Origin of the sequence: Cohnella algarum, assembly GCF_016937515.1 — a bacterium.
Lineage (GTDB): Bacteria > Bacillota > Bacilli > Paenibacillales > Paenibacillaceae > Cohnella > Cohnella algarum.
The window spans coordinates 873,077-897,151 of sequence record NZ_JAFHKM010000002.1 but is presented as its reverse complement, the minus strand read 5'-3'; the positions used below and the strand labels follow the sequence as shown (position 1 = coordinate 897,151).

21 protein-coding genes and 2 pseudogenes are annotated in these 24,075 nt (G+C 59.9%); 20 read left to right on the top strand and 3 right to left on the bottom strand.

Features of this window, described 5'->3' with window-relative positions; genetic code table 11:
• Nucleotides 1–54 precede the first annotated feature (54 nt).
• The 13 genes and pseudogenes from JW799_RS04235 to pssA all read left to right on the top strand — a co-directional run bounded on the left by JW799_RS04235 (nt 55) and on the right by pssA (nt 13,831).
• The gene (locus JW799_RS04235; RefSeq protein ID WP_080832039.1) at nt 55–1,680 is read left to right on the top strand and encodes a PhoX family protein; all 1,626 of its coding nucleotides are present in this window, start codon (nt 55–57) and stop codon (nt 1,678–1,680) included.
• A 34-nt stretch (nt 1,681–1,714) separates the two neighbouring features.
• Nucleotides 1,715–1,960 (top strand): twin-arginine translocase TatA/TatE family subunit, encoded by a 246-nt coding sequence (tatA, locus tag JW799_RS04230; protein WP_205428753.1) that lies wholly within the window; start codon nt 1,715–1,717, stop codon nt 1,958–1,960.
• Complete coding sequence (gene tatC, locus JW799_RS04225; protein ID WP_205428751.1) at nt 1,953–2,705, top strand: twin-arginine translocase subunit TatC; 753 nt, start codon at nt 1,953–1,955, stop codon at nt 2,703–2,705. The genes tatA and tatC overlap by 8 nt, the downstream gene beginning before the upstream one ends.
• A gap of 125 nt (nt 2,706–2,830) precedes the next feature.
• Nucleotides 2,831–3,652 (top strand): annotated as a pseudogene (locus tag JW799_RS04220) (GNAT family N-acetyltransferase); the annotation flags it as partial.
• A 71-nt stretch (nt 3,653–3,723) separates the two neighbouring features.
• Nucleotides 3,724–4,005: a sterol carrier protein domain-containing protein gene (locus JW799_RS28275; RefSeq protein ID WP_240353141.1), complete on the top strand. Its 282-nt coding sequence runs from the start codon at nt 3,724–3,726 to the stop codon at nt 4,003–4,005.
• A 156-nt stretch (nt 4,006–4,161) separates the two neighbouring features.
• Nucleotides 4,162–4,623: a CtsR family transcriptional regulator gene (locus JW799_RS04210; RefSeq protein WP_080832038.1), complete on the top strand. Its 462-nt coding sequence runs from the start codon at nt 4,162–4,164 to the stop codon at nt 4,621–4,623.
• 32 nt (nt 4,624–4,655) lie between these two features.
• A complete protein-coding gene (locus JW799_RS04205; RefSeq protein ID WP_080832020.1) occupies nt 4,656–5,162 on the top strand; it encodes a protein-arginine kinase activator protein McsA in 507 nt (168 codons plus the stop codon).
• Between the two features lie 18 nt (nt 5,163–5,180).
• Complete coding sequence (locus JW799_RS04200; RefSeq protein ID WP_420830597.1) at nt 5,181–6,242, top strand: protein arginine kinase; 1,062 nt, start codon at nt 5,181–5,183, stop codon at nt 6,240–6,242.
• Nucleotides 6,243–6,280: 38 nt separating this feature from the next.
• Nucleotides 6,281–8,725 (top strand): ATP-dependent protease ATP-binding subunit ClpC, encoded by a 2,445-nt coding sequence (gene clpC / locus JW799_RS04195; protein ID WP_080832019.1) that lies wholly within the window; start codon nt 6,281–6,283, stop codon nt 8,723–8,725.
• 1,250 nt (nt 8,726–9,975) lie between these two features.
• Nucleotides 9,976–10,164, top strand: a complete 189-nt coding sequence (locus JW799_RS04190; protein ID WP_080832017.1) for a hypothetical protein — start codon at nt 9,976–9,978, stop codon at nt 10,162–10,164.
• Between the two features lie 328 nt (nt 10,165–10,492).
• Complete coding sequence (gene radA / locus JW799_RS04185) at nt 10,493–11,860, top strand: DNA repair protein RadA (RefSeq protein ID WP_080832016.1); 1,368 nt, start codon at nt 10,493–10,495, stop codon at nt 11,858–11,860.
• 16 nt (nt 11,861–11,876) lie between these two features.
• Nucleotides 11,877–12,968, top strand: a complete 1,092-nt coding sequence (disA, locus tag JW799_RS04180) for a DNA integrity scanning diadenylate cyclase DisA (protein ID WP_080832015.1) — start codon at nt 11,877–11,879, stop codon at nt 12,966–12,968.
• Nucleotides 12,969–13,084: 116 nt separating this feature from the next.
• Entirely contained in the window at nt 13,085–13,831 is a 747-nt protein-coding gene (gene pssA, locus JW799_RS04175) for a CDP-diacylglycerol--serine O-phosphatidyltransferase (protein WP_205428747.1), read from the top strand.
• A gap of 44 nt (nt 13,832–13,875) precedes the next feature.
• Here the strand turns inward: pssA and JW799_RS29945 are convergent, their stop codons facing one another.
• From JW799_RS29945 to JW799_RS04165, 3 genes are all read right to left on the bottom strand, one after another.
• Nucleotides 13,876–14,130: a copper amine oxidase N-terminal domain-containing protein gene (locus tag JW799_RS29945; protein ID WP_420830674.1), complete on the bottom strand. Its 255-nt coding sequence runs from the start codon at nt 14,128–14,130 to the stop codon at nt 13,876–13,878.
• Nucleotides 14,082–15,389 carry a hypothetical protein gene (locus JW799_RS28265; RefSeq protein WP_240353139.1) on the bottom strand — a complete coding sequence of 436 codons (1,308 nt, stop codon included), beginning with the start codon at nt 15,387–15,389 and terminating at the stop codon, nt 14,082–14,084. Before JW799_RS28265 ends, JW799_RS29945 begins: the two co-directional genes overlap by 49 nt.
• 86 nt (nt 15,390–15,475) lie before the next feature.
• Nucleotides 15,476–15,871, bottom strand: a complete 396-nt coding sequence (locus JW799_RS04165) for a nucleoside triphosphate pyrophosphohydrolase family protein (protein ID WP_080832012.1) — start codon at nt 15,869–15,871, stop codon at nt 15,476–15,478.
• Nucleotides 15,872–16,090: 219 nt separating this feature from the next.
• Between JW799_RS04165 and JW799_RS04160 the strand changes: the two genes are divergently transcribed.
• From JW799_RS04160 to JW799_RS04135, 7 genes and pseudogenes are all read left to right on the top strand, one after another.
• Nucleotides 16,091–17,182 carry a PIN/TRAM domain-containing protein gene (locus JW799_RS04160; protein WP_080832011.1) on the top strand — a complete coding sequence of 364 codons (1,092 nt, stop codon included), beginning with the start codon at nt 16,091–16,093 and terminating at the stop codon, nt 17,180–17,182.
• 186 nt (nt 17,183–17,368) lie between these two features.
• Nucleotides 17,369–18,067, top strand: a complete 699-nt coding sequence (gene ispD / locus JW799_RS04155; protein ID WP_205428745.1) for a 2-C-methyl-D-erythritol 4-phosphate cytidylyltransferase — start codon at nt 17,369–17,371, stop codon at nt 18,065–18,067.
• Nucleotides 18,064–18,546 (top strand): 2-C-methyl-D-erythritol 2,4-cyclodiphosphate synthase, encoded by a 483-nt coding sequence (ispF, locus tag JW799_RS04150; protein WP_080832009.1) that lies wholly within the window; start codon nt 18,064–18,066, stop codon nt 18,544–18,546. The genes ispD and ispF overlap by 4 nt, the downstream gene beginning before the upstream one ends.
• Nucleotides 18,547–18,913: 367 nt before the next feature.
• Nucleotides 18,914–20,377 (top strand): glutamate--tRNA ligase, encoded by a 1,464-nt coding sequence (gltX, locus tag JW799_RS04145; protein ID WP_080832008.1) that lies wholly within the window; start codon nt 18,914–18,916, stop codon nt 20,375–20,377.
• Nucleotides 20,378–21,296: 919 nt separating this feature from the next.
• Nucleotides 21,297–21,803: pseudogene (cysE, locus tag JW799_RS28260) on the top strand (serine O-acetyltransferase); the annotation flags it as partial.
• Nucleotides 21,804–22,190: 387 nt separating this feature from the next.
• A complete protein-coding gene (gene cysS, locus JW799_RS28255) occupies nt 22,191–23,603 on the top strand; it encodes a cysteine--tRNA ligase (RefSeq protein WP_338026340.1) in 1,413 nt (470 codons plus the stop codon).
• Nucleotides 23,600–24,061 carry a Mini-ribonuclease 3 gene (locus tag JW799_RS04135; RefSeq protein WP_080832006.1) on the top strand — a complete coding sequence of 154 codons (462 nt, stop codon included), beginning with the start codon at nt 23,600–23,602 and terminating at the stop codon, nt 24,059–24,061. The genes cysS and JW799_RS04135 overlap by 4 nt, the downstream gene beginning before the upstream one ends.
• Nucleotides 24,062–24,075 lie beyond the last annotated feature (14 nt).

Below are 24,075 nucleotides of genomic sequence, written 5' to 3'. Positions count from 1 at the left end.
TGTACTTGATGGATGTCATTACAAGGGCTAGGGGTGGATAAGTTGAGCAAAACGATGGACCGGAAAACGTTTCTCTCTTACCTGGGTACGGGCGCGACGGCGCTGGCGGCAGCTTCCGCCGGACTGGGCGTGCTGGACGGCAAAGCTTCCGCCGCATCCGCGACGGCCAATCATTTGTTCGGGTTCAACACGAACCGGGTCAGCGGTTATTTCGATCCGATTCAGCCTTCCAAGGAAGACCAGCTTATTTTGCCCAAAAACTTCAAATACGACGTTGTCGCGGCTTTCGACGACGTGATCAATCCGGCGGGGGAAAAGTTCGGGTCGGGCTGCGACTACAACGCCTTTTTCCCGATTGACGGCTCCAACGTTCGCGGGCTTCTCGTCAACAATCACGAGTATACGACCATTTTCCAGATCGGCCCGGTGAAGGACGACAAGATGACCGCCGATCAAATCCAGAAAAACCTGTATTACCAAGGCATGTCCGTTATCGAAGTGTATCGCGACGAAAACGGCGTATGGAAAATGGACAAAACGTCCAAGTACGCACGCCGCATCAACGGATATACGAAATTCGACATCACCGGCCCGGCCAAGGGCACTCAGGCGCTGAAAGGCGCGACGACGGCGACGGGCACGTTCGCGAACTGCTCCGGCGGCGTCACGCTGTGGAATACGGTGCTTTCGTGCGAGGAGAACTTCGAGCAGACGGCCGCGGCGTCCAACCTGCCGGAAACGCACTACGGATGGGTCGTCGAAGTCGATCCGTTCGACAAAAACTTTTTGAAAAAGCATACGGCGCTCGGCCGGTTCAACCACGAAAATACGGCGATGGGGCTGGCCGCGGACGGACGCGTCGTCGTCTACATGGGCGATGACAAGAAGGATGCCTGCGTCTACAAATTCATCAGCAACGGCAAATTCGACAAGGCGAAGGGCCGAGCCAATTCGGCGCTGCTCGAAGACGGAACGCTGCACGTGGCCGATTTGAAAACCGGCAAATGGCGCCCGGTAACGCTCGAGGAAGTCGCCAAATCGTTCGAGGACGAGCCGGAACTGAAAGCGACGTTCAAAACGCAGGGCGACGTCGTGACGTACTGCCAGCAGGCCGCGAAGCTTGTCGGCGGCACGCCGACGGACCGTCCGGAGGATATCGAGATTTCGCCGTTCGACAACACCGTTTTCATCTGCCATACGAACAACGACAGCCACGGCAACATTCACGGCCACATTACCCGCATTTTCGAAGCGGGCAACGACCTGGGCGCCCTGGAATTCGACTTCGAGATTTTCGCCGCCGGCGGACGCCAATCCGGCTTCAGCTCGCCGGACAACCTCGCGTTCGATTCGAACGGCAACCTGTGGGTCGTCACGGACATTTCGAGCAGCAGCCAAAACAAGGGCGTGCACAAATCGTTCATGAACAACGGGCTTTTCGTCATTCCGACGAGCGGGCCGGACAAGGGCGTCGCGCTGCAATTCGCGTCGGGTCCGGTCGAATGCGAGCTTACCGGTCCTTTCTTCACGCCCGACGAGCAAACGCTGTTCCTGTCGATCCAGCATCCGGGCGAAAATACGGAGGATTTGAGCCAGCCTACGAGCACGTGGCCGCACCGGCCGGGCGAAAAAATCGCCAGGTGCGCGGTCGTCGCCATCAGCGGCTTCAAGCTGGGCTAAACCCCCGGGATAAAAAAGAAAAGGAGCGATCGCGATGCCATTCGGCAATATCGGAATCGGCGGTTTAATTCTCATTTTGATCATCGCGCTCATCATCTTCGGTCCTTCCAAGCTTCCCGAGCTCGGCCGCGCGTTCGGCCGGACGCTCAGCGAATTCAAAGGGGCGACGAATGGGCTCGTAAACGGCGAGGACGAAGGCGGCAGCAAGGAAACGGGTTCGCAAGCCGCTTCGACATCGGCTCCGCAAGCCGTCGCGGCGCAGAACAAGCCGAATGCGTAACCCGAACGACCAGAGCGCTCTCGAGCATCTGGAGGAAATGCGGACTCGCATCATCCGCACGCTCGTCGCCTTTGTCGTGGCGATGGCGGCGGCGCTCCTTTACGTGCGGGACATTTACGAATGGCTCGCAAGAGATATGGACCGGCCGCTCGTTTTGCTCGGTCCGTCGGACGTCATGTGGGTATACATGATGATCGCGGGCTGCATCGCCGTCGCCGTCACGCTTCCCGTCGCCGCCTACCAGACGTGGAAGTTCGTGGAGCCGGCATTGCCGGACCGGGCGCGGCGGCCGGCGCTGCTGCTCATCCCCGCGATCGGCGTGCTGTTCGTCGCCGGCGTCGGGTTCGGCTATTTCGTCCTCTTCCCGATGGTGCTGCAATTTATGCAGAACATGGCCGCGGGCTCGTTCGAGACGATGTACACGGCGCAAAAGTATTTTACATTCATGATCCATATGACGGTTCCGTTCGGCTTTCTGTTCGAGATGCCGGCGATCGTCATGTTTTTGACCAAGCTCGGCATCGTGAATCCGGTGAGAATGGCCAAAGCGCGCAAGATGGCTTACTTCGCGCTTGTCATCCTTGCGGTTGCGATCACGCCGCCGGACATTATGTCGGACATTATCGTCATCGTTCCGTTGTTTTTGCTGTACGAAATCAGCATCACGATTTCCAAGGTCGTCTACCGCAAGCAATTGCGCCTGGCGAACGCGGATAGCGGGTCTTCCCTGGCGCCGCAAGATTAAGCCGCATCAGCCGTCTCTTCGCCGAATCCGGGCGGGGAGACGGTTTTTTGTCCCTTGCCGTTCCGCGCGACGAGTGCGAACCGCGTTGAAATGCGTTATGATGGAGCCAAAGGGAGGCATGCCGCATGCAGATTCGTCAGCTTACCGCGAATGAGATGGAGGAGCGTATCGCGCTGTCCGAATTCGCGTTTCAAAAAGGGTTGTCCGAGGAGGAGGCGAAGGAATACAAGGCTTCGTTTCGGCCGGAGGAGCATTGGGGGGCGTTCGGCGAGGACGGCAAGCTGATGTCCGGGCTTCATTTGATTCCGTTTGAAATGCGGGCGGGACGGACGTTGTTGAAAATGGGAGGCATCGCCAGCGTCGCGACCTGGCCGGAAGCGAGAAGATACGGCTGCGTAACGAAGCTGCTCGGTCAAGCGCTCGTCACGATGCGCGAACAAGGCCAAACGGTAAGCATGCTGCATCCGTTCTCGTTTCCTTTTTACCGTAAATTCGGCTGGGAAATGACCGTCGAACGAAAGATGTACGTCATTGCGCAGAGCCAGCTCCCGAAACGCTCGGAAGTCTCCGGAAAAATCGTCAGGGCGGCCAAGGAAGCCGACGCTTTCAACGACCTGTACGACCGGTTCGCCATGGGCCGCGTCGGGATGCTGAAGCGTTCGCCGGAATGGTGGCGCTCGAAGGTATTTTCCAAGCCGGGGCTTGCGGCGATCTGGAAAAACGAAAGCAGCGAGCCGGAAGGCTACATACTCTATGAGGTGAGCGGCGGAACGTTTGCCGTTCACGAATGGGTCGCGCTGACCGAAGAGGCGCGGCGCGGGCTTTGGCAGTTCGCGGCCAACCACGATTCGATGGCCGACAAGGTGACGATGACGGTTCCGGCCGATGACGAAAGCCCGTTCCTTTTCGCCGATCCCCGGTTCAAGCAGGAAGTGGTCCCTTACTTCATGTCGCGAATCGTGGATGCGGAAGGCTTCGTCTCCTTGCTTCCGTTCGCCCCGGGGCCGGGAACGAAAGCTTGCGGCTTGCGCTCCGCGACGAATTCGCGCCGTGGAACGACGGCGTTTTTCGCATCGAGTGGGACGCGGAAGGCGCCGCGCGAATGCGCCGCGAGGAGGAGGCGGCCGTCCGTTCCGACGGGGTCGCTTGCGATATTCAAACGTTGACCGCGATGCTGCTCGGCAACCGGCGTCCGGCGGATTTGGAGCGTTGGGGCCGGCTGCGGGGGGACGCCGAACGGATCGAGCTGCTGGAACGGCGCGTGCCGGCACATCGGCCGTACCTGGCGGATTTCTTCTGATCGCTTTCGCCCCGCGAATAAAGCGATGCCGCCCTTCCCATACTGATCAGAGGGGGCTTCGTCCCCCTCTTGGCAAATAAAACAAGATCGATTATAATAAGTCTATAGTCAAAGAAAGTCAAAGTCAGAAGGCGCTCCGGAAAGGAGGTTCTGATGGTGCGCAACATATCCGATCTGATCGAGCATTATTTGAAGCAGATCATTCATAACAGTTCGGATGGCGCGGTCGAGATTCAGCGCAGCGATTTGGCGGGTAAGTTTTCTTGCGTTCCTTCGCAAATCAATTACGTCATCAGTACCCGGTTTACCCTGGAAAAGGGGTATTACGTCGAGAGCAAGCGCGGCGGCGGCGGCTATATCCGGATTCAGCGCGTAGATCTGCCTTCGCTGGAGGCGATTCAGGCGCACGTTCAGCAGACGATCGGCGATCGGATCGATCAGACGGCTGCCGAAGGACTGATTTATCAGCTGGAAGAAGCCGGATTTATGACCGGGCGCGAGGCGGGCATGCTGAAGGCGGCCGTTTCGCGCGAGGCGCTCGCGGTCAAGCTTCCGTACCGGGATGAGCTTCGCGCGAGAATCATGAAAGCGGCGTTGTTCGCTCTGCTCACGAAGTAGGGCGAAGCGCATTCCGGAAAGGAGGAAAAGCCATGGTTTGCCAAGAATGCGGCAAACGGCCGGCAACGCTTCATTTTACGAAAATCAACAATGGAGAAAAGTCGGAGCTGCATATTTGCGAAGCATGCGCCCGCGACAAGGGCGAGATGATTCCGGGTACGGCAAGCGGCTTCTCCATTCACAATTTGCTGTCCGGCCTTCTCGATTTCGAGCCTTCGAACGTCGGATCGCGGCCGGACGTTCCCCGTTGCGAAAAGTGCGGGATGACGTACGCCCAATTCAGCAAAATGGGGAAATTCGGGTGCAGCCACTGCTACAAGCAATTTTCCGAACGGCTGGATCCGCTGCTGAAGCGGGTTCACGGAAACACGGTGCACGTCGGCAAAGTCCCTAAGCGGGCCGGAGGCCACGTGAAAGCGAAACGCGAAATCGATCGGCTTAAAAAGGAAATCCAGGTTCGAATCGAACGCGAAGATTTCGAGACGGCGGCTCAGCTCCGGGACCGGATCCGGGAGCTCGAGAACGAAATCTCGGGTTGACGAAGGAGAGGAATCTTCGTGAACAAGCAACCTTTTCAACAAGCGCTAAGTCCGTGGATGAGCAAAAAAGCGCCCGAAACGGACGTCGTGCTCAGCAGCCGGGTGCGGATCGCCCGCAATTTGCGGAATTATCCGTTTCCGCTGTTCGCCACGTCGGAGCAATCCGAGAAGGCGATGGAGCAGCTGCTTGGCATCGCGGAAAGCGGGCGGCTGAACGGGGTCGATTCCTTCCAGACGATCCGCCTGTCCGAGCTCACCGAACTGGAGAAGCTCGTCCTCGTCGAAAAGCATCTGATCAGCCCGATGCTGGCGAACGAGTCCCGGAACGGCGCGCTTATCCTTAGCAATACCGAAGACGTCAGCATTATGGTGAACGAGGAAGACCATCTGCGCATTCAATGCCTGTATCCGGGCTTTCAAATTCCGGAGGCGTGGGATTTCTCGAGCAAAATCGACGATTTGTTCGAAGAGGGCGTCGATTACGCCTTCGACGAAAAGCACGGCTATTTGACGAGCTGCCCGACGAACGTCGGCACCGGCATCCGGGCATCGGTCATGATGCATCTGCCGGCGCTCGTGCTGACCGGCCAGATCAACCGGATTTTGACGGCGGTGACGCAGGTCGGTCTCGCGGTTCGCGGGCTGTACGGCGAAGGAAGCGAAGCGACGGGCAACCTGTTCCAGGTCTCGAATCAGATCACGCTCGGCCAGTCCGAGCAGGAGATCGTCGAGAACCTGCACGCCGTCGCCAAGCAGATTATCGGCCACGAAAAAGCCGCCCGCGGCAAGCTGTTGAACGAGAACCGGATCCGGGTGGAAGATCGGGTCAAGCGCTCGTACGGCATTTTGACGCATGCGACCGTCATCGATTCGAAGGAAGCTTCGCAGCGGCTGTCCGACATTCGGCTCGGCGTCCATCTCGGCATTCTTCCGGAACTCGATCCGACCTCGCTGAACGAGTTGATCGTGTCCACGCAGCCGGGATTTTTGCAGCAGGCGTACGGGGATACGCTCATTCCCGAGCGGCGGGATATCGCCAGGGCGGAAATGATTCGAACGAAACTGGCATCCAGGGCGTAAATGTTCTATTCTTACATTAATTGGGGAGGTGCTGTCTTATGATGTTCGGAAGATTTACCGAACGCGCGCAAAAAGTGCTCGCGCTGGCGCAGGAAGAAGCGGTGCGCCTGGGACACAATAACATTGGCACGGAGCATATTCTGCTCGGTCTGATTCGCGAAGGAGAAAGCATCGCCGCCAAGGCGCTCATCGCGCTCGGACTCGGACTCGAAAAAATTCAGGACGAAGTCGAATCGCTCATCGGGCGCGGCCAGGAGCAGCCGACCAATATCGCTTATACGCCCCGCGCCAAAAAGGTCATCGAGCTGTCGATGGACGAAGCCCGCAAGCTCGGCCATACGTATGTCGGCACGGAGCATATTTTGCTCGGCTTGATCCGCGAGGGCGAGGGCGTCGCGGCCCGCGTGCTCAACAATTTGGGCATCAGCCTGAACAAGGCCCGCCAGCAAGTGCTGCAGCTTCTCGGCAGCAGCGAGAACGTTTCGCAAAACCACGGCCCGTCCGCCAACGTCAGCACGCCGACGCTTGACGGCCTGGCCCGCGACTTGACGGCGAGCGCCCGGGACAACAATATCGACCCGGTCATCGGACGGGCGAAGGAAATCGAACGCGTCATTCAGGTGCTGTCTCGCCGCACGAAGAACAATCCGGTGCTGATCGGCGAGCCCGGCGTCGGCAAAACGGCGATCGCCGAAGGCCTTGCGCAGCGGATCGTCAACAACGAAATTCCGGAAACGCTTCGCGACAAACGCGTCATGACGCTGGATATGGGGTCCGTCGTAGCGGGCACCAAATACCGGGGCGAATTCGAGGACCGGCTGAAAAAGATCATGGACGAAATCCGCCAGGCCGGCAACGTCATTCTGTTCATCGACGAGCTGCACACGCTGATCGGAGCCGGCGGCGCAGAAGGGGCGATCGACGCCTCCAACATTCTGAAGCCGGCGCTCGCCCGCGGCGAGCTGCAATGCATCGGCGCGACGACGCTGGACGAATACCGCAAATATATCGAGAAGGATGCCGCGCTCGAAAGACGGTTCCAGCCGATTACGGTCGACCAGCCGTCTCCGGACGAAGCGGTTCAAATTTTGCACGGGCTGCGCGATCGCTACGAAGCGCATCACCGCGTGAAAATCACGGACGAATCGATCGAAGCCGCCGTCAAGCTGTCCGACCGGTACATTACCGACCGGTTCCTGCCGGACAAGGCGATCGACCTGATCGACGAAGCGAGCTCGAAGGTACGGCTCCGTTCGTACACGGTACCGCCGAATCTGAAGCAGCTCGAGCAGCGTCTCGAGGATATCCGCAAGGAGAAGGACGCCGCCGTGCAAAGCCAGGAATTCGAAAAAGCGGCCGCGCTGCGAGATACCGAGCAGAAGATTCGCGAGGAGCTCGACGCGACGAAGAACCAATGGAAGGAAAAGCAGGGCCGCACCGATTCCGAGGTGACGCCGGAAGATATCGCGCAAGTCGTCGCCAGCTGGACCGGCATTCCGGTGAGCAAGCTGGCGGAGGAAGAAACCGAGCGCCTGCTGAAGATGGAGGACATCCTGCACGATCGCGTCATCGGACAGGACGAAGCCGTCAAAGCCGTCGCCCGCGCCGTCCGCCGCTCGCGCGCCGGCCTGAAGGATCCGAAACGTCCGATCGGCTCGTTCATTTTCCTCGGGCCGACCGGCGTCGGGAAAACCGAGCTCGCGCGGGCGCTTGCCGAAGCGATGTTCGGCGACGAGAACGCGGTCATCCGCATCGACATGTCGGAGTACATGGAGAAGCACTCGACGTCCCGCCTCGTCGGAGCGCCTCCGGGATACGTCGGCTATGACGAAGGCGGCCAGCTGACCGAGAAAGTCCGCCGCAAGCCGTATTCCGTCGTCCTGCTGGACGAAATCGAGAAGGCGCACCCGGAAGTGTTCAACGTGCTGCTGCAAGTGCTGGAAGACGGGCGCCTGACCGATTCCAAAGGCCGCACCGTCGACTTCCGCAACACGCTGATCATCATGACGTCGAACGTCGGCGCCGACCAGATCAAGCGCAACTCGACGCTCGGCTTCACGGCCGCCCAGGACGGAGGCCGGGATTATCAGAACATGAAGGATAAGGTGCTGGCCGAGCTGAAGAAGTCGTTCCGTCCGGAGTTTCTGAACCGGATCGACGAGACGATCGTCTTCCACCCGCTCGAAGAGAAGCACATCGCCCAAATCGTCACCCTGATGGCGGACGAATTGCGCAAACGCCTCAAAGAGCAGGAAATCCAGTTCGAGCTCACCGAAGCGGCGGCGAGCTTCCTCGCCAAGGAAGGCTTCGATCCGCAATACGGCGCGCGTCCGCTGCGCCGCGCGATTCAGAAGCATATCGAAGACCGCCTGTCCGAAGAGCTGCTGATCGGCAAAATCAGCAAAGGCCACTCGCTCGTCATCGACGAGAAGGACGGCGAGCTGGTCGTCAGCACGAAGGACGAAGTGACGAGCAATTCCTGATCGTTCGCGGATAAAAGGTTTAGCCTGCCGGAAGTTTTCGGACTTCCGGCGGGCTTTTTTTGTCGGTTGGCGCCGCCGCGCTAACGGCTAAATGCACCTCCGCATGGCTCGTTAGCGATCCGGTTGAGTCGTGACGGCTCATCTCAGCCCGTCATGTACATATGGCCGTACACAGTTGAGTAAAAATACCCATCTTGCCGCCTCCGCATGCCCGCAAACGCCCCGGTTGAGTCGTGGCGACTCATCTCAGCCCGTCATGTACATATGGCGGTAGGCAGTTGAGTAAAAATTACCCACTTTTGCGCCTCCGCATGGCCCGTTAGCGATCCGGTTGAGTCGTGGCGGCTCATCTCGACCCTCCAAGTACATATAGCCGTATGCAGTTGAGGACAAGCGGCTTGCGCGCTTTTCACCGGATCACCGTATTCTTCATCTTTTTTTTCGTTTTGCGCGTACAATGTAAGGATTGAATGCGGAGCAGGCTTGAGCGGCGTTATAAGCGTGAATATCCTGCTCGATTTAACGAAGCAGGAGACTATATTTTGCTTTATTCTCCAGCTTTCAAATTCTAACGGAAGCAGCACCCTTATTTCAGGTGGGACGGGGTGAAAACGTCTCTTTTGGCTCAAATAACGGAATGAATTTCCGTTACATTTTGAAAACCTCGATTTCGCGGGAATAACGGCGCTGGCCGCCGTAGAAGGGTTCGGCTGAACCGGACTTGCCGCGGGAGCAGAGCATGCATGCCTGGGTCGTCGGAACGTACGGAATTCGTGACTCAGGAGACCGAGCGAACAAACGGCGAGTGCCTTCGTCAGCATCGTGCGGGTTGAGAATTCCGTTGCCGACGGTGCGAACGCGCGACTGCGGCCCGCGTCGTGTTGGTCGGGAATGCGAGCAAGCGCGCAAGGCGGATCTCGAACCTTTCTTCCGGCGGAACTGAGCGAACGGGATATCGGAAAGAGAAGGATAAGAGAACATCTAGAAGGGACCAAAGGGAACGCATCGAGGGAACGGAGACCGCTCACCAACCGGCGGGCCAAGTCATATGTTGCAGTATTGCGCGCGGCAAACCGGCAAACGGGCGCTTGGCGCCACTGCGGTTTTCCCGTCGAGGCGCGGGATTAAACATGCCTTGCATTTCGCCAAGCATTTCAGTGCCCGTAAAAGTTAGGCCAAAATCAGCTTGGCAGTCGCCGGCACCCGCGGAGGCAGCGGAACCGGAATCTGCCGCAGGAAGGAGAACGGGAATGTATCGTCGTTCGCGGAAGCCGATCCGCTGGAATCAGCCGCTCGTGCTGTTCATCTCGGGCGTTTGCATCGTCGTTTTGCTGCTCGTGCTCAGCAAGATTTTGTTCGTGCTTTTTTATTTGGGCGGAGGCGTGCTGATTATCGGACTTGTGCTATGGCTTCTTTGGCGCTGGTGGTGGACACGGTAAAGCGGTTCGGCTTAGAAAAGACACGGTTTGAAGCATAATGGCGAGGCAGCGGGGTGAAATAGCGCAAGGCCGCGTGAAGTGGTGCAGGCGGAGGGTATGATGCAGGCGGCGGCGGGAAAATGGCGCGGGCTTCGGCGGGCATGGCGCAGGCAGCGGCGTGAAATGGGCAGACAGCGGCGGGGCATCGCCGAAGCATGCGCGCGGGAGGTCGCGCCCGAAACGAGGCTCATTGCGGGGCCGTGAGCTTTGGGTCTTGCGTCCGGGGTTTAATCCGGCATGCAAAACATGGTACACTTTTGGTAACTGCAAATGATAAAGGGGCTCTCGCATGGCCAAACTCAAAATCAAATTCGTATGCAACGAATGCGGCACGGAATCGCCCAAGTGGATGGGCAAATGCCCGGGGTGCGGGGCATGGAACACGATGACGGAGGAAGCCGAGTCCGTCGTCAAGGCTCCGGTCGCGAGAAGCGAGCTGACGCGGGCGAAAGAAAAGGCGAAGTCCATCATAGATATAGAAAGCGGGCGCGAACCGCGGGTGCCGACCGGGCTCGGCGAGCTGAACCGGGTGCTCGGCGGCGGACTCGTGCCCGGCTCGCTGCTGCTCGTCGGCGGCGATCCCGGCATCGGCAAATCGACCCTGCTGCTGCAGACGTCGCACGCGCTGACGACGCAGGGGCTCAAGGTGCTGTACGTTTCGGGAGAAGAATCCGTGCGCCAGACGAAGCTGCGGGCGGACCGGCTCGGCGCTCTGAACGGCAACCTGTTCGTGCTGTGCGAGACGAATCTCGACCTGATCGACGATGCGATCGCGGAGGTCCGGCCGGACTTTCTCGTCATCGATTCGATTCAAACCGTCTACCGCCCCGACGTTCCGTCGGCTCCCGGAAGCGTGGCGCAGGTGCGGGAATGCACGGCGCAGTTTATGCGGATCGCGAAGGTCAACGGAATCGCCACCGTCCTCGTCGGCCACGTGACGAAGGAAGGCGCGATCGCGGGTCCGCGTCTTTTGGAGCATATGGTCGATTGCGTGTTATACTTTGAAGGAGAACGGCATCATTCCTACCGTCTGCTGCGAGCCGTCAAAAACCGCTTCGGCTCGACGAACGAAATCGGCATTTTCGATATGTCGGAGGACGGGCTGCGCGAAGTGGCGAACCCTTCGGAGCTGTTCCTGTCGGAACGTCCGCTGGGCGTCGCGGGCTCGACGGTCGTCGCCAGCATCGAAGGAACCCGGCCGGTGCTGGTGGAGCTGCAGGCGCTCGTGTCGCCGACGCATTTTCCGTCGCCCCGCCGCATGTCGTCCGGGTTGGATCATCACCGGATTTCGCTGGTCATTGCCGTGCTGGAAAAGCGGATGGGCTTGTTTTTGCAAAATCAGGACGCTTACGTGAACGTCGCCGGCGGGGTCAAGCTGGACGAACCGGCCGCCGATCTGGCCGCGGCCGTCAGCCTGGCGTCCAGCTTCAAGGATTTGCCCACCCGGCCGTTTGACGTCGTTTTCGGCGAGGTCGGGCTGACGGGAGAAGTAAGAGCGGTTTCGAGGGCGGAGCAGCGAGTGAAGGAAGCGGTGAAGCTTGGCTTCAAACGGGTCATTTTGCCCGAGCTGAGCATGAAGGGCTGGCAGCCGCCTGCAGGTATCGAATTGATCGCAGTCCGAACGGTCGCGGAAGCGCTGAAGGCTGCGTTGGAATAGGGGAGCCGAGCGGAAGATGAAGGAGACCAAGGAAAAAGAACACCAACAGCATCAGACGATGAACCAGCTGCTTCAGATGGTTGCGCCGGGAACGCCGTTTCGGGAAGGACTCGAAAACGTTCTCCGCGCCAAAACCGGGGCCCTCATCGTCGTCGGATACAGTCCCGAAGTGATGGAAGTCGTCGACGGCGGTTTTTCGATCAACTGCGACTTCAGCCCGAACTATTTGTACGAATTGGCCAAAATGGACGGCGCGATCATCCTGAGCGAGGACGGCAAACGGATTTTATACGCGAATACGCAGCTGATCCCGAATTCTTCGATCGCTTCGACCGAAACCGGCATCCGTCACCGGACGGCGGAGCGGGTGGCCAAGCAGACGGGCAAGCTCGTCGTGTCGATTTCCCAGCGGCGCAATATCATTACGCTGTATCAAGGCAATCTGCGCTATTCCCTGAAGGAAATGGGCGTTATTTTGACGAAAGCGAACCAGGCGATTCAAACGCTGGAGAAATACAGGGCCGTGTACAGCCAGGCGCTGACGAACCTGTCGGCGCTCGAGTTCGAGGAGCTGGTGACGGTTCACGAAGTCGCCTATGTCGTGCAGCGGGCCGAAATGGTGCTGCGCATCAAGATGGAAATCAACCGCTACGTGCTCGAGCTGGGCAATGAAGGGCGCCTCATCAGCATGCAGATGGAAGAACTGGTCGGCACCGCCGAGGAAGAAGCGCGGCTGTTGCTCAAGGATTACGCCCGCGACGCGAGCGAAGACAAAATCCGCGAAATCCAGTCCGCGCTCAAAAAGCTGACGAACGACGAACTGCTCGATACGAACATTCTCATCCGCACGCTCGGATACCCGTCGCTCAACATGCTGTCCGACGACGGGCTGCTGCCCCGAGGCTACCGGATGCTCAGCAAAATCCCCCGGCTTCCGAGCGTTATCATACATAACCTGGTGGAACGTTTCGGCGCCTTGTCCCGCATCCTGCTGGCATCGATCGAGGAGTTGGACGAAGTGGACGGCATCGGGGAGGTTCGGGCCCGGACGATTCAGGAAGGGCTCAAAAGAATTCAGGAACAGGTGTTTATTGACAGACAGATTTAGGCAGACTAGAATGATTAGATGGCGCCGTCTGCTCTGCACGGCGCGTTCGCTTGAATAGCCGTATCGAATTCCGGCGAACCGGTTCGCTGAGCTAAGGTAAAGTCGAGGTGAAATCGATGATCGCAAAATCCATACCCAGCGTGTTTACGATCGGCAATCTGTTTCTGGGCGTGCTTGCCATTATTTTGGCGTTTCACGACCGGGCGGAAGGCGCCGCCTTGCTGGTGATCATCGCGATGCTGCTTGACGGGGTTGACGGGCGAGTGGCAAGAGCTCTCAACGTCCAAAGCGAATTCGGCAAAGAACTGGATTCCCTGTCCGACGTGATTTCGTTCGGAGTCGCTCCCGCGTTTATCATGTACCAAGCCGCCTTCATTGACGTAAACCCGGCGCTGGCTTGGATCGTAACCGCCATTTTCCCGATTTGCGGCGCGCTCCGGCTGGCTCGCTTCAACGTGATGGAAGGGGTTCCCGGATACTTTATCGGGCTGCCGATACCGGCCGCCGGCGGCGTTCTGGCCACGCTGGCGCTATTCGATCAGGAATTGCACGTTTCGCTGCTGCTGATCAGCACGCTGCTGCTTTCGTTTTTGATGGTCAGCGGCATTAAATATCCGAATTTCAAAAAGGTCGGCTTCCCCAAAAAAGCGGTCTGGATCGTTCCGGTCGTCGTGCTCGCGGCCGTGCTGCTGGCGTTCCAGTTTCCGACGGCGATTCCGCGGGTCATTTTGGCCTTGCTGCTGCTGTACGCGGTTTGGGGGCTAAAAAAAAACGTTGAGCGTCTGCTCCGGCTCGTGCCGAGACGCCAGCGCAAGAAGCGGGCTTCCGCGGACGAATCGAGAAGATCCAAGCATAGCGCATAAACGAACGGCGCTGCCTCCGGGAAGAGGCAGCGCCGTTTTTGGTTTTACCCCAAATCGATCGTGAAGCGGACCGTATGCTCGTCGGGGCGTTCCGTCGCGACGGGCAAGCCCAACGCTTCGCAGACCGATCGCAGCGGGAGCAGGGCCGTACCCCCAACGACCGAGGGGGCGTAAGCGAGCGGGACCGATTGCCCGTCGATTTCCGCCTCGGCCCGGCCGATTTGCAGCTTGGCGATACGGCTTCCGAGCGTTAACGAGATCGTCTTCGTTTCCGGGTCCCAGAGGACGGAAGCGCCGATCGCTTGGGCGGCTTCTTTGGCCGGGACGGACAGTTCGTCGTCTCCCGGGGCCGACAGGACGGACCACCGGGGACATCGGCAGCCGTGCCTCCCGCAAACGCGGTTTCCATGTTCAGGACGCGATCGTCCGGCGTCAACACGAGCGTCGCCAACTGGCGCTCCAGCGTTTCCGCGAAGGAGGCCGCATTGCCCCTCGTCATCCGGTATGCCGGATCGTCCCGGCCGATCGCTTCGGCGATCGCGGTGTTGACGTCCTGCTTGTAATGGGACAAGTCCTTGTACAAGTCCAGATCGTACGTCCAGTCCGTCTCGGTCTGGAAGTTGTATACTTTCGCGTTCGGAAGCTCGTCCAGCCTTTCGAACATCCATACGCTCAGCTCGAGCTGATTCCGGTAGCGGACTTCGTTCGTCTCCTTCCATACTTCCTGCCGCAGCACGCTGTAAGGCGGATAGAAAAAATAAAACTCCGTTTCCGGATAGCTCTTTGCAAGCTCGTAAATATATCGGTCGAAACGGGCTTTCAGCACGTCGGCCGGCTCCTCGTTCAAGCCGAAGTAAGCTTCCTCCTGCTTGGCGGCGCGATAGCTGTTCACGACCCGCTCGGCGCCGAACAGGCTTTCGTCGTTCCAATTGTTCAACAGCTCGAGATCCCGGTTTTGTCCCAAAAGCGCCTGCCTGGCGATGCCTTCGAACCACATTTCGTAAACGGAGTAATTGAACCAGTACCGGTAATCGTTCCATACGTTGTCATCGTACAAATAGTCCGGAAAATCCGCCGCTTCCTCCGAATCGTTTTCCTTCAGCGAGAAATAATCCAGTCCCCACAGCACCTTCTTGACGCGTCCAGTATCCAGCGCGATCTTCGCGATGGCGTAATGCTCGTCCGCGGTCGAGCCTCTCATCGACAGCTTCATCGTTTTGCCGCCGAGCGTCCGGTCGACGACGGAGGGCAGAAAGTTTTCGGTCATGGACGTGCCGATTACGATCGTGTCGTAGTCGTAGTTTTTGGCGAGGCCGGGATTCTGGTAGCGCTGCTCCGTGGAAAATACGGGCGGGAAAATCGCGGACTTGCGGTAAAATTGCAGCGGGTCGACGAGAACGGTCGCGAAACAGACGACGGCGGCGAGAAGCAGGGCGAAGGCCGCGAACTGCAGCAGCATTCTTCTGCCCGCTTTGGAACGGGTTCCGATTCGTCCCGCGGCTTCAAGGCGCCGCAGCGGCGCTTGCGCGGACGACGGTTTCGGCGATTTGATCGGCAATGGCAAGGATAGCTCCCCTTAATAAGGCAAAAAGGAAAACGGGGCGCGTCCGCCTTGCGGGGACGCAGTCGCCGTTATTCCCCTTTTTAAGTCAGATTGAACAGACCGAGCGTCGAGCACTTGTCGGATTCTTTGGCGACGACTTCATCCAGGTTCACGTCCAACAAGTTGCACAGCGCGGACATGTAGAACAAATTTTTGCCGAGTTCGGCTTGGACGGCATCCCGGCAATGCTCGCACAGCTCTCCGTCCATATGCGATTTGGATTGCCGCTTGGCTTGATCGAGCTCCATCTCTTCGGTGAAGCCTTGATGGCTGGCATTCAATTCGATGCATCCGCATTCCGTAATCGCTTTGGCTACGGACCGGTTGACCGATGCGTTCGCTTGGGTCAACTTCGTGACGACATCTAGCAGACTGCGGTGACGCAGCAAGAGTTCCGACACTTGCTGCTGAAATTCCTGCAGCGTTGGTGCGCTCATCCGATCCACCTCGGTTACCGTATTTTTACTTTTCCCTCCCCATTATAGAGCAGAGAGTCCGGCATTTCAAAAGAAGAAACGCTCAGAATCGAGGAAGTTGCTGGCAAAAAATCGGGAACGAAGATTAACGTGCCGGATTTTGGAACATACTGATAGTAAATTTTGGGTTTATGACGACAACTTTATGGTCTGCACACGTCAAAGGAGTGATCTTTAGCCATGATGAAAAGAGTGATTCAAGCAGCCGGCGTGCTGCTCGGCTTCCTGTGGGGAAAGCAATGGACGTTATGGAACGGCTTCGGGGGATTGGCCTGGACGAGCCCGGGAACGGGTTCGCCGGCTTCGGGAGGCTCCGACATGCTTGGCGGCGCCATCGGCGCGATGATCGGGCTGCTCGCGGCCTCGGCGTTGGCTGGGCCGCTGCTCGCCCTGCTGTCCCGGAGCGTCGACAAGCTGTCGGAATACCCCGCGCCGACGCTTGCGCTCGGAGCCGCGGGCGGAGGAGCGGGGCTTGCCGTTTCGGCGCTGCTGTTTCCGCTGCTGACGGACCTTCCGCACGTCGGGAGCGTGCTTGCCGCATTGGCGGCGCTGCTGCTTGCCTATGCGGGAACGCGGCTGGCCGTCCGTAAGCGGGACGAGCTGGGAGCGTGGATGGCTTCCCGCGCCGCCGTTCCCGCGGTTCAGGCGGAGGAGCCGCGGTACGAGGAGCATAAAATTTTGGATACGAGCGTTATCATCGACGGACGCATTGCCGACATCTGCAAGACGGGGTTCATCGAAGGCACGCTGGTCATCCCCGAATTCGTGCTCGAGGAGCTGCAGCATATCGCCGATTCCTCGGATTTGCTCAAGCGCAACCGCGGCCGCCGCGGGCTCGACATTTTGAACAAAATCCAGAAAGAACTCGACGTCAAGGTGCTCATTCACGAGGACGTGAACGACGAGCCCGGCGAAGTGGACAGCAAGCTGGTGAAGCTCGCGAAGGCGATGCGGGGCAAGGTCGTCACCAACGACTTCAATTTGAACAAGGTGTGCGAGCTGCAGGGCGTTTCGGTGCTCAACATCAACGATTTGGCCAACGCGGTCAAGCCGGTCGTGCTGCCGGGCGAGGAAATCGTCGTGCAGGTGATCAAGGACGGCAAGGAGCACGGACAGGGCGTCGCGTACTTGGACGACGGCACGATGATCGTCGTGGAAGGCGGCCGCGATTTCATCGGCACGACGATGGAAGTGCTGGTGACGAGCGTGCTTCAGACGTCGGCCGGACGGATGATTTTTGCGAAGCCGAAGCTATTGGAAAAAGCGCTTTGACAAGGTATGATAATAACCATGCGGGCGAGACAAGCGCTTGTTTGTCTCGCTTTTTGTTTTCGCGGTTCGGAAAGGCCGGGTTTCGCGCTTGGCCTGTTCCGAATCGCCTCCGATAAAAACGACGTTGTTTGTCCTTGAGGACGGCGAAGTCGTTTTTACTTGGTTTAACGGGAGAGGAGCAAGGCGATGAAGTGGGGAGCGGTCATTGTCGCGGCCGGCCGGGGAACGCGCATGCGGGCCGGCGACAACAAGCCGTATTTGCCGCTGTCCGGCAAGCCGGTGCTGGCGCATACGCTGGACGCGTTCGAGCGCTCGCCGTCGGTGGCGGAGATCGTGCTCGTCGTCGCGCCGGGCGAGGAGGAGCGCGCCGCAAGCGTCGTCCGCGAGGCGGGCGCGCGCAAGGTGAGCGCCGTCGTGCCGGGCGGGGCGGAGCGGCAGGACAGCGTGTACGCGGGCCTGACGGCGCTTTCGGCGGAAGGGGCGCTCGTGCACGACGCGGCGCGCCCGCTCGTGACGCCGGAGCAGATCGAAGCCTGCTGCCGGGAGGCGGAGCGGCACGGAGCGGCGGCGCTGGCCGTGCGGGTGAAGGATACGATCAAGGTGGCGGACGAGGAGGGCTTTATCGCCTCCACGCCGGAGAGGCGCCTGCTCTGGGCGGTGCAGACGCCCCAGGCGTTCGTCCGCGAGGAGTTGCTCGAAGCACATCGGCTCGCGCGGGGCGACGGATCGCCGGCCACGGACGACGCGATGCTGCTGGAGCGTCGGGGGCGCAAGGTCGCGATCGTCGAAGGGGACTACCTCAATTTGAAAATAACGACGCCCGAGGACCTGCCGGTGGCGGAACTTCTGCTTGAAAGGCGTCGGCGGGAGGAAACGGACTTATGATCAGAGTGGGGCAAGGCTTTGACGTGCACCAATTGACGGAAGGACGGCCGTGCATCATCGGCGGCGTCTCCATTCCGTTCGAGAAAGGGCTGCTCGGACATTCCGACGCGGACGTGCTGCTGCACGCGATAAGCGACGCCGTGCTCGGGGCGCTGGCGCTCGGGGATATCGGCAAGCATTTTCCGGATACGGATCCGGCGTACAAGGACGCGGACAGCGTCAAGCTGCTCGAGCGCGTGTGGGAGCTCGCCCGCGAGCGGGGGTATAAGCTCGGCAACGCGGACGCTACCATCATCGCGCAGGCGCCGAAGATGGCGCCGCATATTCCGGCGATGGTCGGGGTGATCGCCCGCGCGCTGGAATGCGACGTCTCGCAGGTGAACGTCAAGGCGACGACGTCGGAGCGGCTCGGCTTCACCGGCCGGGGCGAAGGCATCGCGGCGCAGGCGATCGTCTGCCTCGTGCGCGACGCGACGTGATTTTGCCGCGCCGCGATAAGCCGCGCCGCGGGGCTGCCGCTGGTCGAGCAAGATCCCGCCGCGATGGCGATGCGGGAGTTTCCGAGAGGACGATAACGGCCCGAAACGACCGTTATTTCAGCAAAGGCTTTCCATTTTGCAAAATAACGGTCTGCTTAGGCCTTTAATCGATCGGACAGCCCTCGAATCGGGCGGAAACCGATGATTAACGGTCGCAAACGGCCGTTATTTTGCGGCGGACGCGGCGTTTTGGCGAAAAAACGGCCCGAGACGTCCCGTAAACACGAACGACAACTGACATGAACAGGTTCGAAGACGCCGTCCCCGCAAGTCAAGGCGGCGCGTTCGACAGAAGGAGGAGTAGGCGATGACCGACAAAGTACGCGTCCGCTATGCGCCCAGTCCGACCGGGCATCTGCATATCGGCAACGCGCGAACCGCCATTTTCAATTACTTATTCGCCCGGCACCACGGCGGCGATTTCATCATCCGCATCGAAGATACCGACGTCAAGCGCAACGTGGCGGGCGGCGAGGAAAACCAGCTGACGTATTTGAAATGGCTGGGCGTCGACTGGGACGAAAGCGTCGACCGCGGGGGCGCATACGGCCCGTATCGGCAAACCGAACGGCTCGACATTTACCTCGAGCTGTGGCGGGAGCTGGTCGACCGCGGACTGGCTTACTATTGCTACTGTACCGAAGAAGAGCTGGAGCGGGAGCGGGAAGAGCAGGCGGCCCGCGGCGAGACGCCGAAATATTCGGGCAAATGCCGCCATTTGACGGCGGAGGACCGGGCTCGCCTGGAAGCGGAGGGCCGCGTGCCGAGCGTCCGTTTCGCGGTGCCGCAAGGGAAGTCGTACACGTTCGACGATATGGTCAAAGGGGAAATCACGTTTCGTTCCGAGGATTTCGGGGATTTCGTCATCGTCAAGAAGGACGGCATTCCGACGTACAACTTCGCGGTCGCGGCCGACGACCATCGGATGGCGATCACCCACGTGCTGCGCGGAGAGGACCACATTACGAACACCCCTCGCCAACTGATGATCTACGAAGCGTTCGGCTGGACGCCGCCCGTGTTCGGCCATATGACGCTCATCGTCAACGAGCACCGCAAAAAGCTCTCGAAACGCGACGAATCGATCGTGCAGTTTATCGAGCAATACGACAGCCTCGGCTATATGCCGGAAGCGCTGCTGAACTTCATCGCGCTGCTCGGCTGGTCGCCGGAGGGCGAAGAAGAAATTTTCGGCCGCGAACGCTTGATTGAAATTTTCGACGCGAACCGGCTGTCCAAAAGTCCGGCCGTCTTCGACACCGTCAAGCTGAACTGGCTGAGCCAGCATTACTTGAAGGCTGCTTCTTTGGAACGGGTCGTCGAGCTGTGCGTGCCCCATCTGAAAAAAGCCGGCCGGCTGCCGGAGTCGCCCGGAAGCGCCGAGCTCGCGTGGGCGACGGCGCTGGTCGAGCTGTTTCGCGATCATTTGCGGTACGGGGCGGAAATCGTGCCGCTTTCGGATTTGTTTTTCCTCGATCGGCCGGAGCCGGACGACGAAGGGGCGGCCGTGCTGGCGGAGGAGACCGTGCCCGGCGTGCTTCGGGCGTTTTCGGCCCGGGTTGCCGAGCTCGGCGAAGAAGGGTTTACGGTCGACGGCATCAAGGCGGCGATCAAGGCGGTGCAGAAGGAGACCGGCGTCAAGGGCAAAGGACTGTTCATGCCGATTCGCGTCGCGCTGACCGGCCAGACGCACGGCCCCGACCTGAACGGCAGCATCTGGCTGCTCGGCCGCGAAAAAGTGCTGAAGCGGCTGGAAGAAGCGTTGAAGTAAGCTGCGAGCCGCGGGCGATGGCGAGGGCGGGAGCCCGGGAGCTCGGTCACCCGAAACCGAAGCCGCGTCCGAACGGCAGCCGAACCGCCCGCGTCCGCGGATGCGGCGCCGCAAGGGTGCAACGCGCAACGCGCTGACCGGGCGAGGCCCGTCCGCCGCGTCCGCAATTGATGCCTTGTCACGAATGGGTGTAAGGGGTATACTTGCGGTAACGAAGACGATAGCGGCGACCGAGCTGCGTCCATACAATAGCAGGAACAGCGACGAACAGGAGAGTACGTTTCGCGCCAGGAACGACCAGAGAGGGCTGCCAAGGCTGGAAGCGCCCCGTTCCGACGAAACCGAAATGCGCCTGGGAGCCGCGCCGCCGAGCGACGGATATCGGTTCGGCCGGAATGAACGCCAATAACGGAACGACGCGAGTGACACGACAGCGTGAACCGTGAGCGGGCAAGCCGGCTGTGCCCATAGGGTCGGGTAAGCGGTGCCGGGGGGAGCCCGTTAAGAGCCGACGAGAAGGGTTTTTCGCGCCGCGCAGGACGGCCGCCGGAAAGCCCAAGCAGAGTGGAACCGCGTAACCGACGCCTCTGCAGCCTTGCGCTGCGGAGGCTTTTTATATGGCGTTCTCCGTTTGGAAGAGGAGCCTTGCCGCTTGTCGGGCCTTCGTTCGGTCGGGGCCTGGGTACGCTGGATTTTATCCAACGAGCGGAGCGTATAACGCGAAAAAAACTTTCTACATTGGATTTTGACCAACGGGAAACGGCGATTCCGGGCGATTTTCTTGAAAAGACGCCGCTTGATGGGATGAAATCCAACGTAGACGGCGAGAAACGGGAAATGACCGCTTTTGATTGGACAAAATCCAACGAAGCTCGCGAATATTATCAGGTTCCCTTGAGATGGGGAGGTTGGGTCAGCTATGGGATTTTGGAGTACGATACGTTCGGACATCGAGGCGGTCTTCGAAAACGATCCCGCCGCCCGCAGCAAGTTCGAGGTCGTGTTTACGTATTCCGGCCTGCATGCAATTTGGGCGCATCGGATTGCGCACGTGTTTTTCCGCAAGCGTTGGTTCACGGTCGCCCGGATCATTTCGCAGGTCAGCCGTTTTTTTACCGGCATTGAAATTCACCCCGGCGCCAAAATCGGGAAAAAGCTTTTCATCGACCACGGCATGGGGGTCGTGATCGGCGAAACGTGCGAAATCGGCGACGAGGTCGTCATTTACCAGGGCGTGACGCTCGGCGGGACCGGCAAGGAGAAGGGCAAGCGCCACCCGACGATCGGCAACCGCGTCGTCATCGCGTCCGGCGCCAAAGTGCTCGGATCGTTCACGGTCGGAGACAACTCCAACATCGGGGCCAATTCCGTCGTGCTGCGCCCGGTGCCGGCCGACAGCACCGTCGTCGGCATTCCGGGCCGGGTGGTGAAGCGCAACGGAGAACGCGTCAAGGACCGGCTGGATCACAACAACCTTCCCGACCCGATCGTCGAAACGTTCCGCTCGATGCAGAAGGAAATCGACGAGCTCAGAGCCGAAATCGAACGGCTGAAAGGGCGGCCCGGGCGGACGGAGGGCAAGCGGGAATCCGGAGGGGCGGGCCCGTGGAGAACGGTCGCGAGCCCGTGGAGAACGCGCCCGTGGAGAACGGACGAGAGCCCGAGGGAAACGGCCCCGCGCCCGGGGAGCGCAGGCGCGACTCCCAGGAGAGCGGCGCGAAGCCTGCCGGCGGGGCCAAACCGACGAACGATCGGAACGAAAGCCCGCCGCGGCGGGCGTGCAAGATTAACAACCGAAAAGGAGCAGACTTACGTGAGCCTGACGATCTATAACAGCTTAACCCGGGAAAAGGAAAAGTTCGAGCCGCTTCATCCCGGACAAGTCAACATGTATGTATGCGGGCCGACCGTCTACGACTATATTCACCTCGGCAACGCGCGTCCGGTCATTTTTTTCGACGTCGTGCGCCGATTTTTGGAGTCGATCGGGTATAACGTAAACTATATCGTCAACTTTACCGACGTTGACGATAAAATGATCCGCAAGGCGCAAGAGCTCGGCGTCTCGGTTCCCGAGCTCGCGGAGCGGTTCATCGCCGGCTACCACGAAGACCGGGAAGCGCTCGGCGTCCGTCCGGCGACGCTGAACCCGCGGGTAACGGACAACATGGAGGAAATCGTCGCGTTTATCGGAGAGCTCGTGGAGAAAGGCTATGCCTATGAAAGCGGCGGAGACGTCTATTACCGGACGTCGAAATTCCCGGATTACGGGAAGCTTTCGCACAAGCGCCTCGAAGATCTGCAGTACGGCATTCGCGTCGAGGTGGACGCCCGCAAGGAAAATCCGCAGGATTTCGTCCTGTGGAAGGGAGCGAAGCCCGGCGAAATCAAATGGCCGAGTCCCTGGGGCGAAGGTCGGCCGGGCTGGCACATCGAATGCTCCGCGATGGCGCGCAAATTCGCCGGCGACACGCTGGACATTCACGGCGGCGGCCACGATCTGCAGTTTCCGCACCACGAATGCGAAATCGCGCAATCCGAAGCGCTGACCGAACGGCCGCTCGCCCGCTACTGGATGCACAACGGGTTCGTCAACATCAACAACGAGAAAATGTCGAAATCGCTCGGCAACGGCATCAACGCGCGCGAAATGGTCAAACGGACGACGCCGCAGGCCGTTCGCTACGTCGTGCTTACGACACATTACCGCAGCCCGCTCAACTTCAGCGAGGAAACGATCCGCCAGGCGGAAAACAGCGTCGGCCGGCTCGCGACTTCCCGCGACAACGTCAAAATCCGGCTTTCCGGAGAAGAAAAAAGCGCAAGCGGCGCGCCCGCCGACGAACAGCTGCAAAAGCGGCTCGTGGAGCTGGCCGAGCAATTCCAGGCGAAAATGAACGACGACTTCAACACGGCCGACGCGGTGACGGCATGGTTCCAGCTCGTTACGGAGGCGAACGCCTACCTGCAGCGGGAGAAGGCGAACGCCGACGACTTGCGGCTGTTCGCGCAGCTGTTCGGCGAGTTTGACGACATCCTCGGCCTGCTGCCTCCCGAAAAGGCCGACGAGCTGCTGGACGAGGAGATCGAAAAGCTGATCGCCGAGCGCACGGAAGCGCGCAAATCGCGCAACTTCGCGCGCGCCGACGAAATTCGCGACCTGCTGGCCGCGGAAGGCATTCTGCTCGAAGACACGCCGCAAGGCATCCGCTGGAAGCGCAAATGACGGAGGGGACGAATCGCGAAGCCGCCGTCGTCGCCCCCGAGCTTCCGCGCGACGTGCCGGTCGGCCAGCTGTCGCCGATCGCGCTCGCCTATATCGGCGACGCGGTATTCGAGCTGTACGTCCGCCAGCGCCTGGTGGCCGCCGTCACGCGCAAGCCGCACGAGCTGCACCGGGCGGCGACCCGCCATGTGTCGGCGGCCGCGCAGGCAAGGCTGCTTCGCCGCTGGCAGCCGCTGCTGACCGAGGACGAGGCGGACGTCGTGCGGAGGGGGAGGAACGCGAAGTCCGGGCAGCCCCCGCGCAATGCCGATCCCGACGATTACCGGCACGCCACCGCGCTGGAGTGCCTGGTCGGCTATTTGTACTACAAAGGCTGCCGCGAGCGGCTGGAGCAGTTGATCGATCTGGCGTTCGAAGACGAACCGACGACGAGCGTGCAGGAAAGGATGAAAACTTGATGAACAATCGCAAC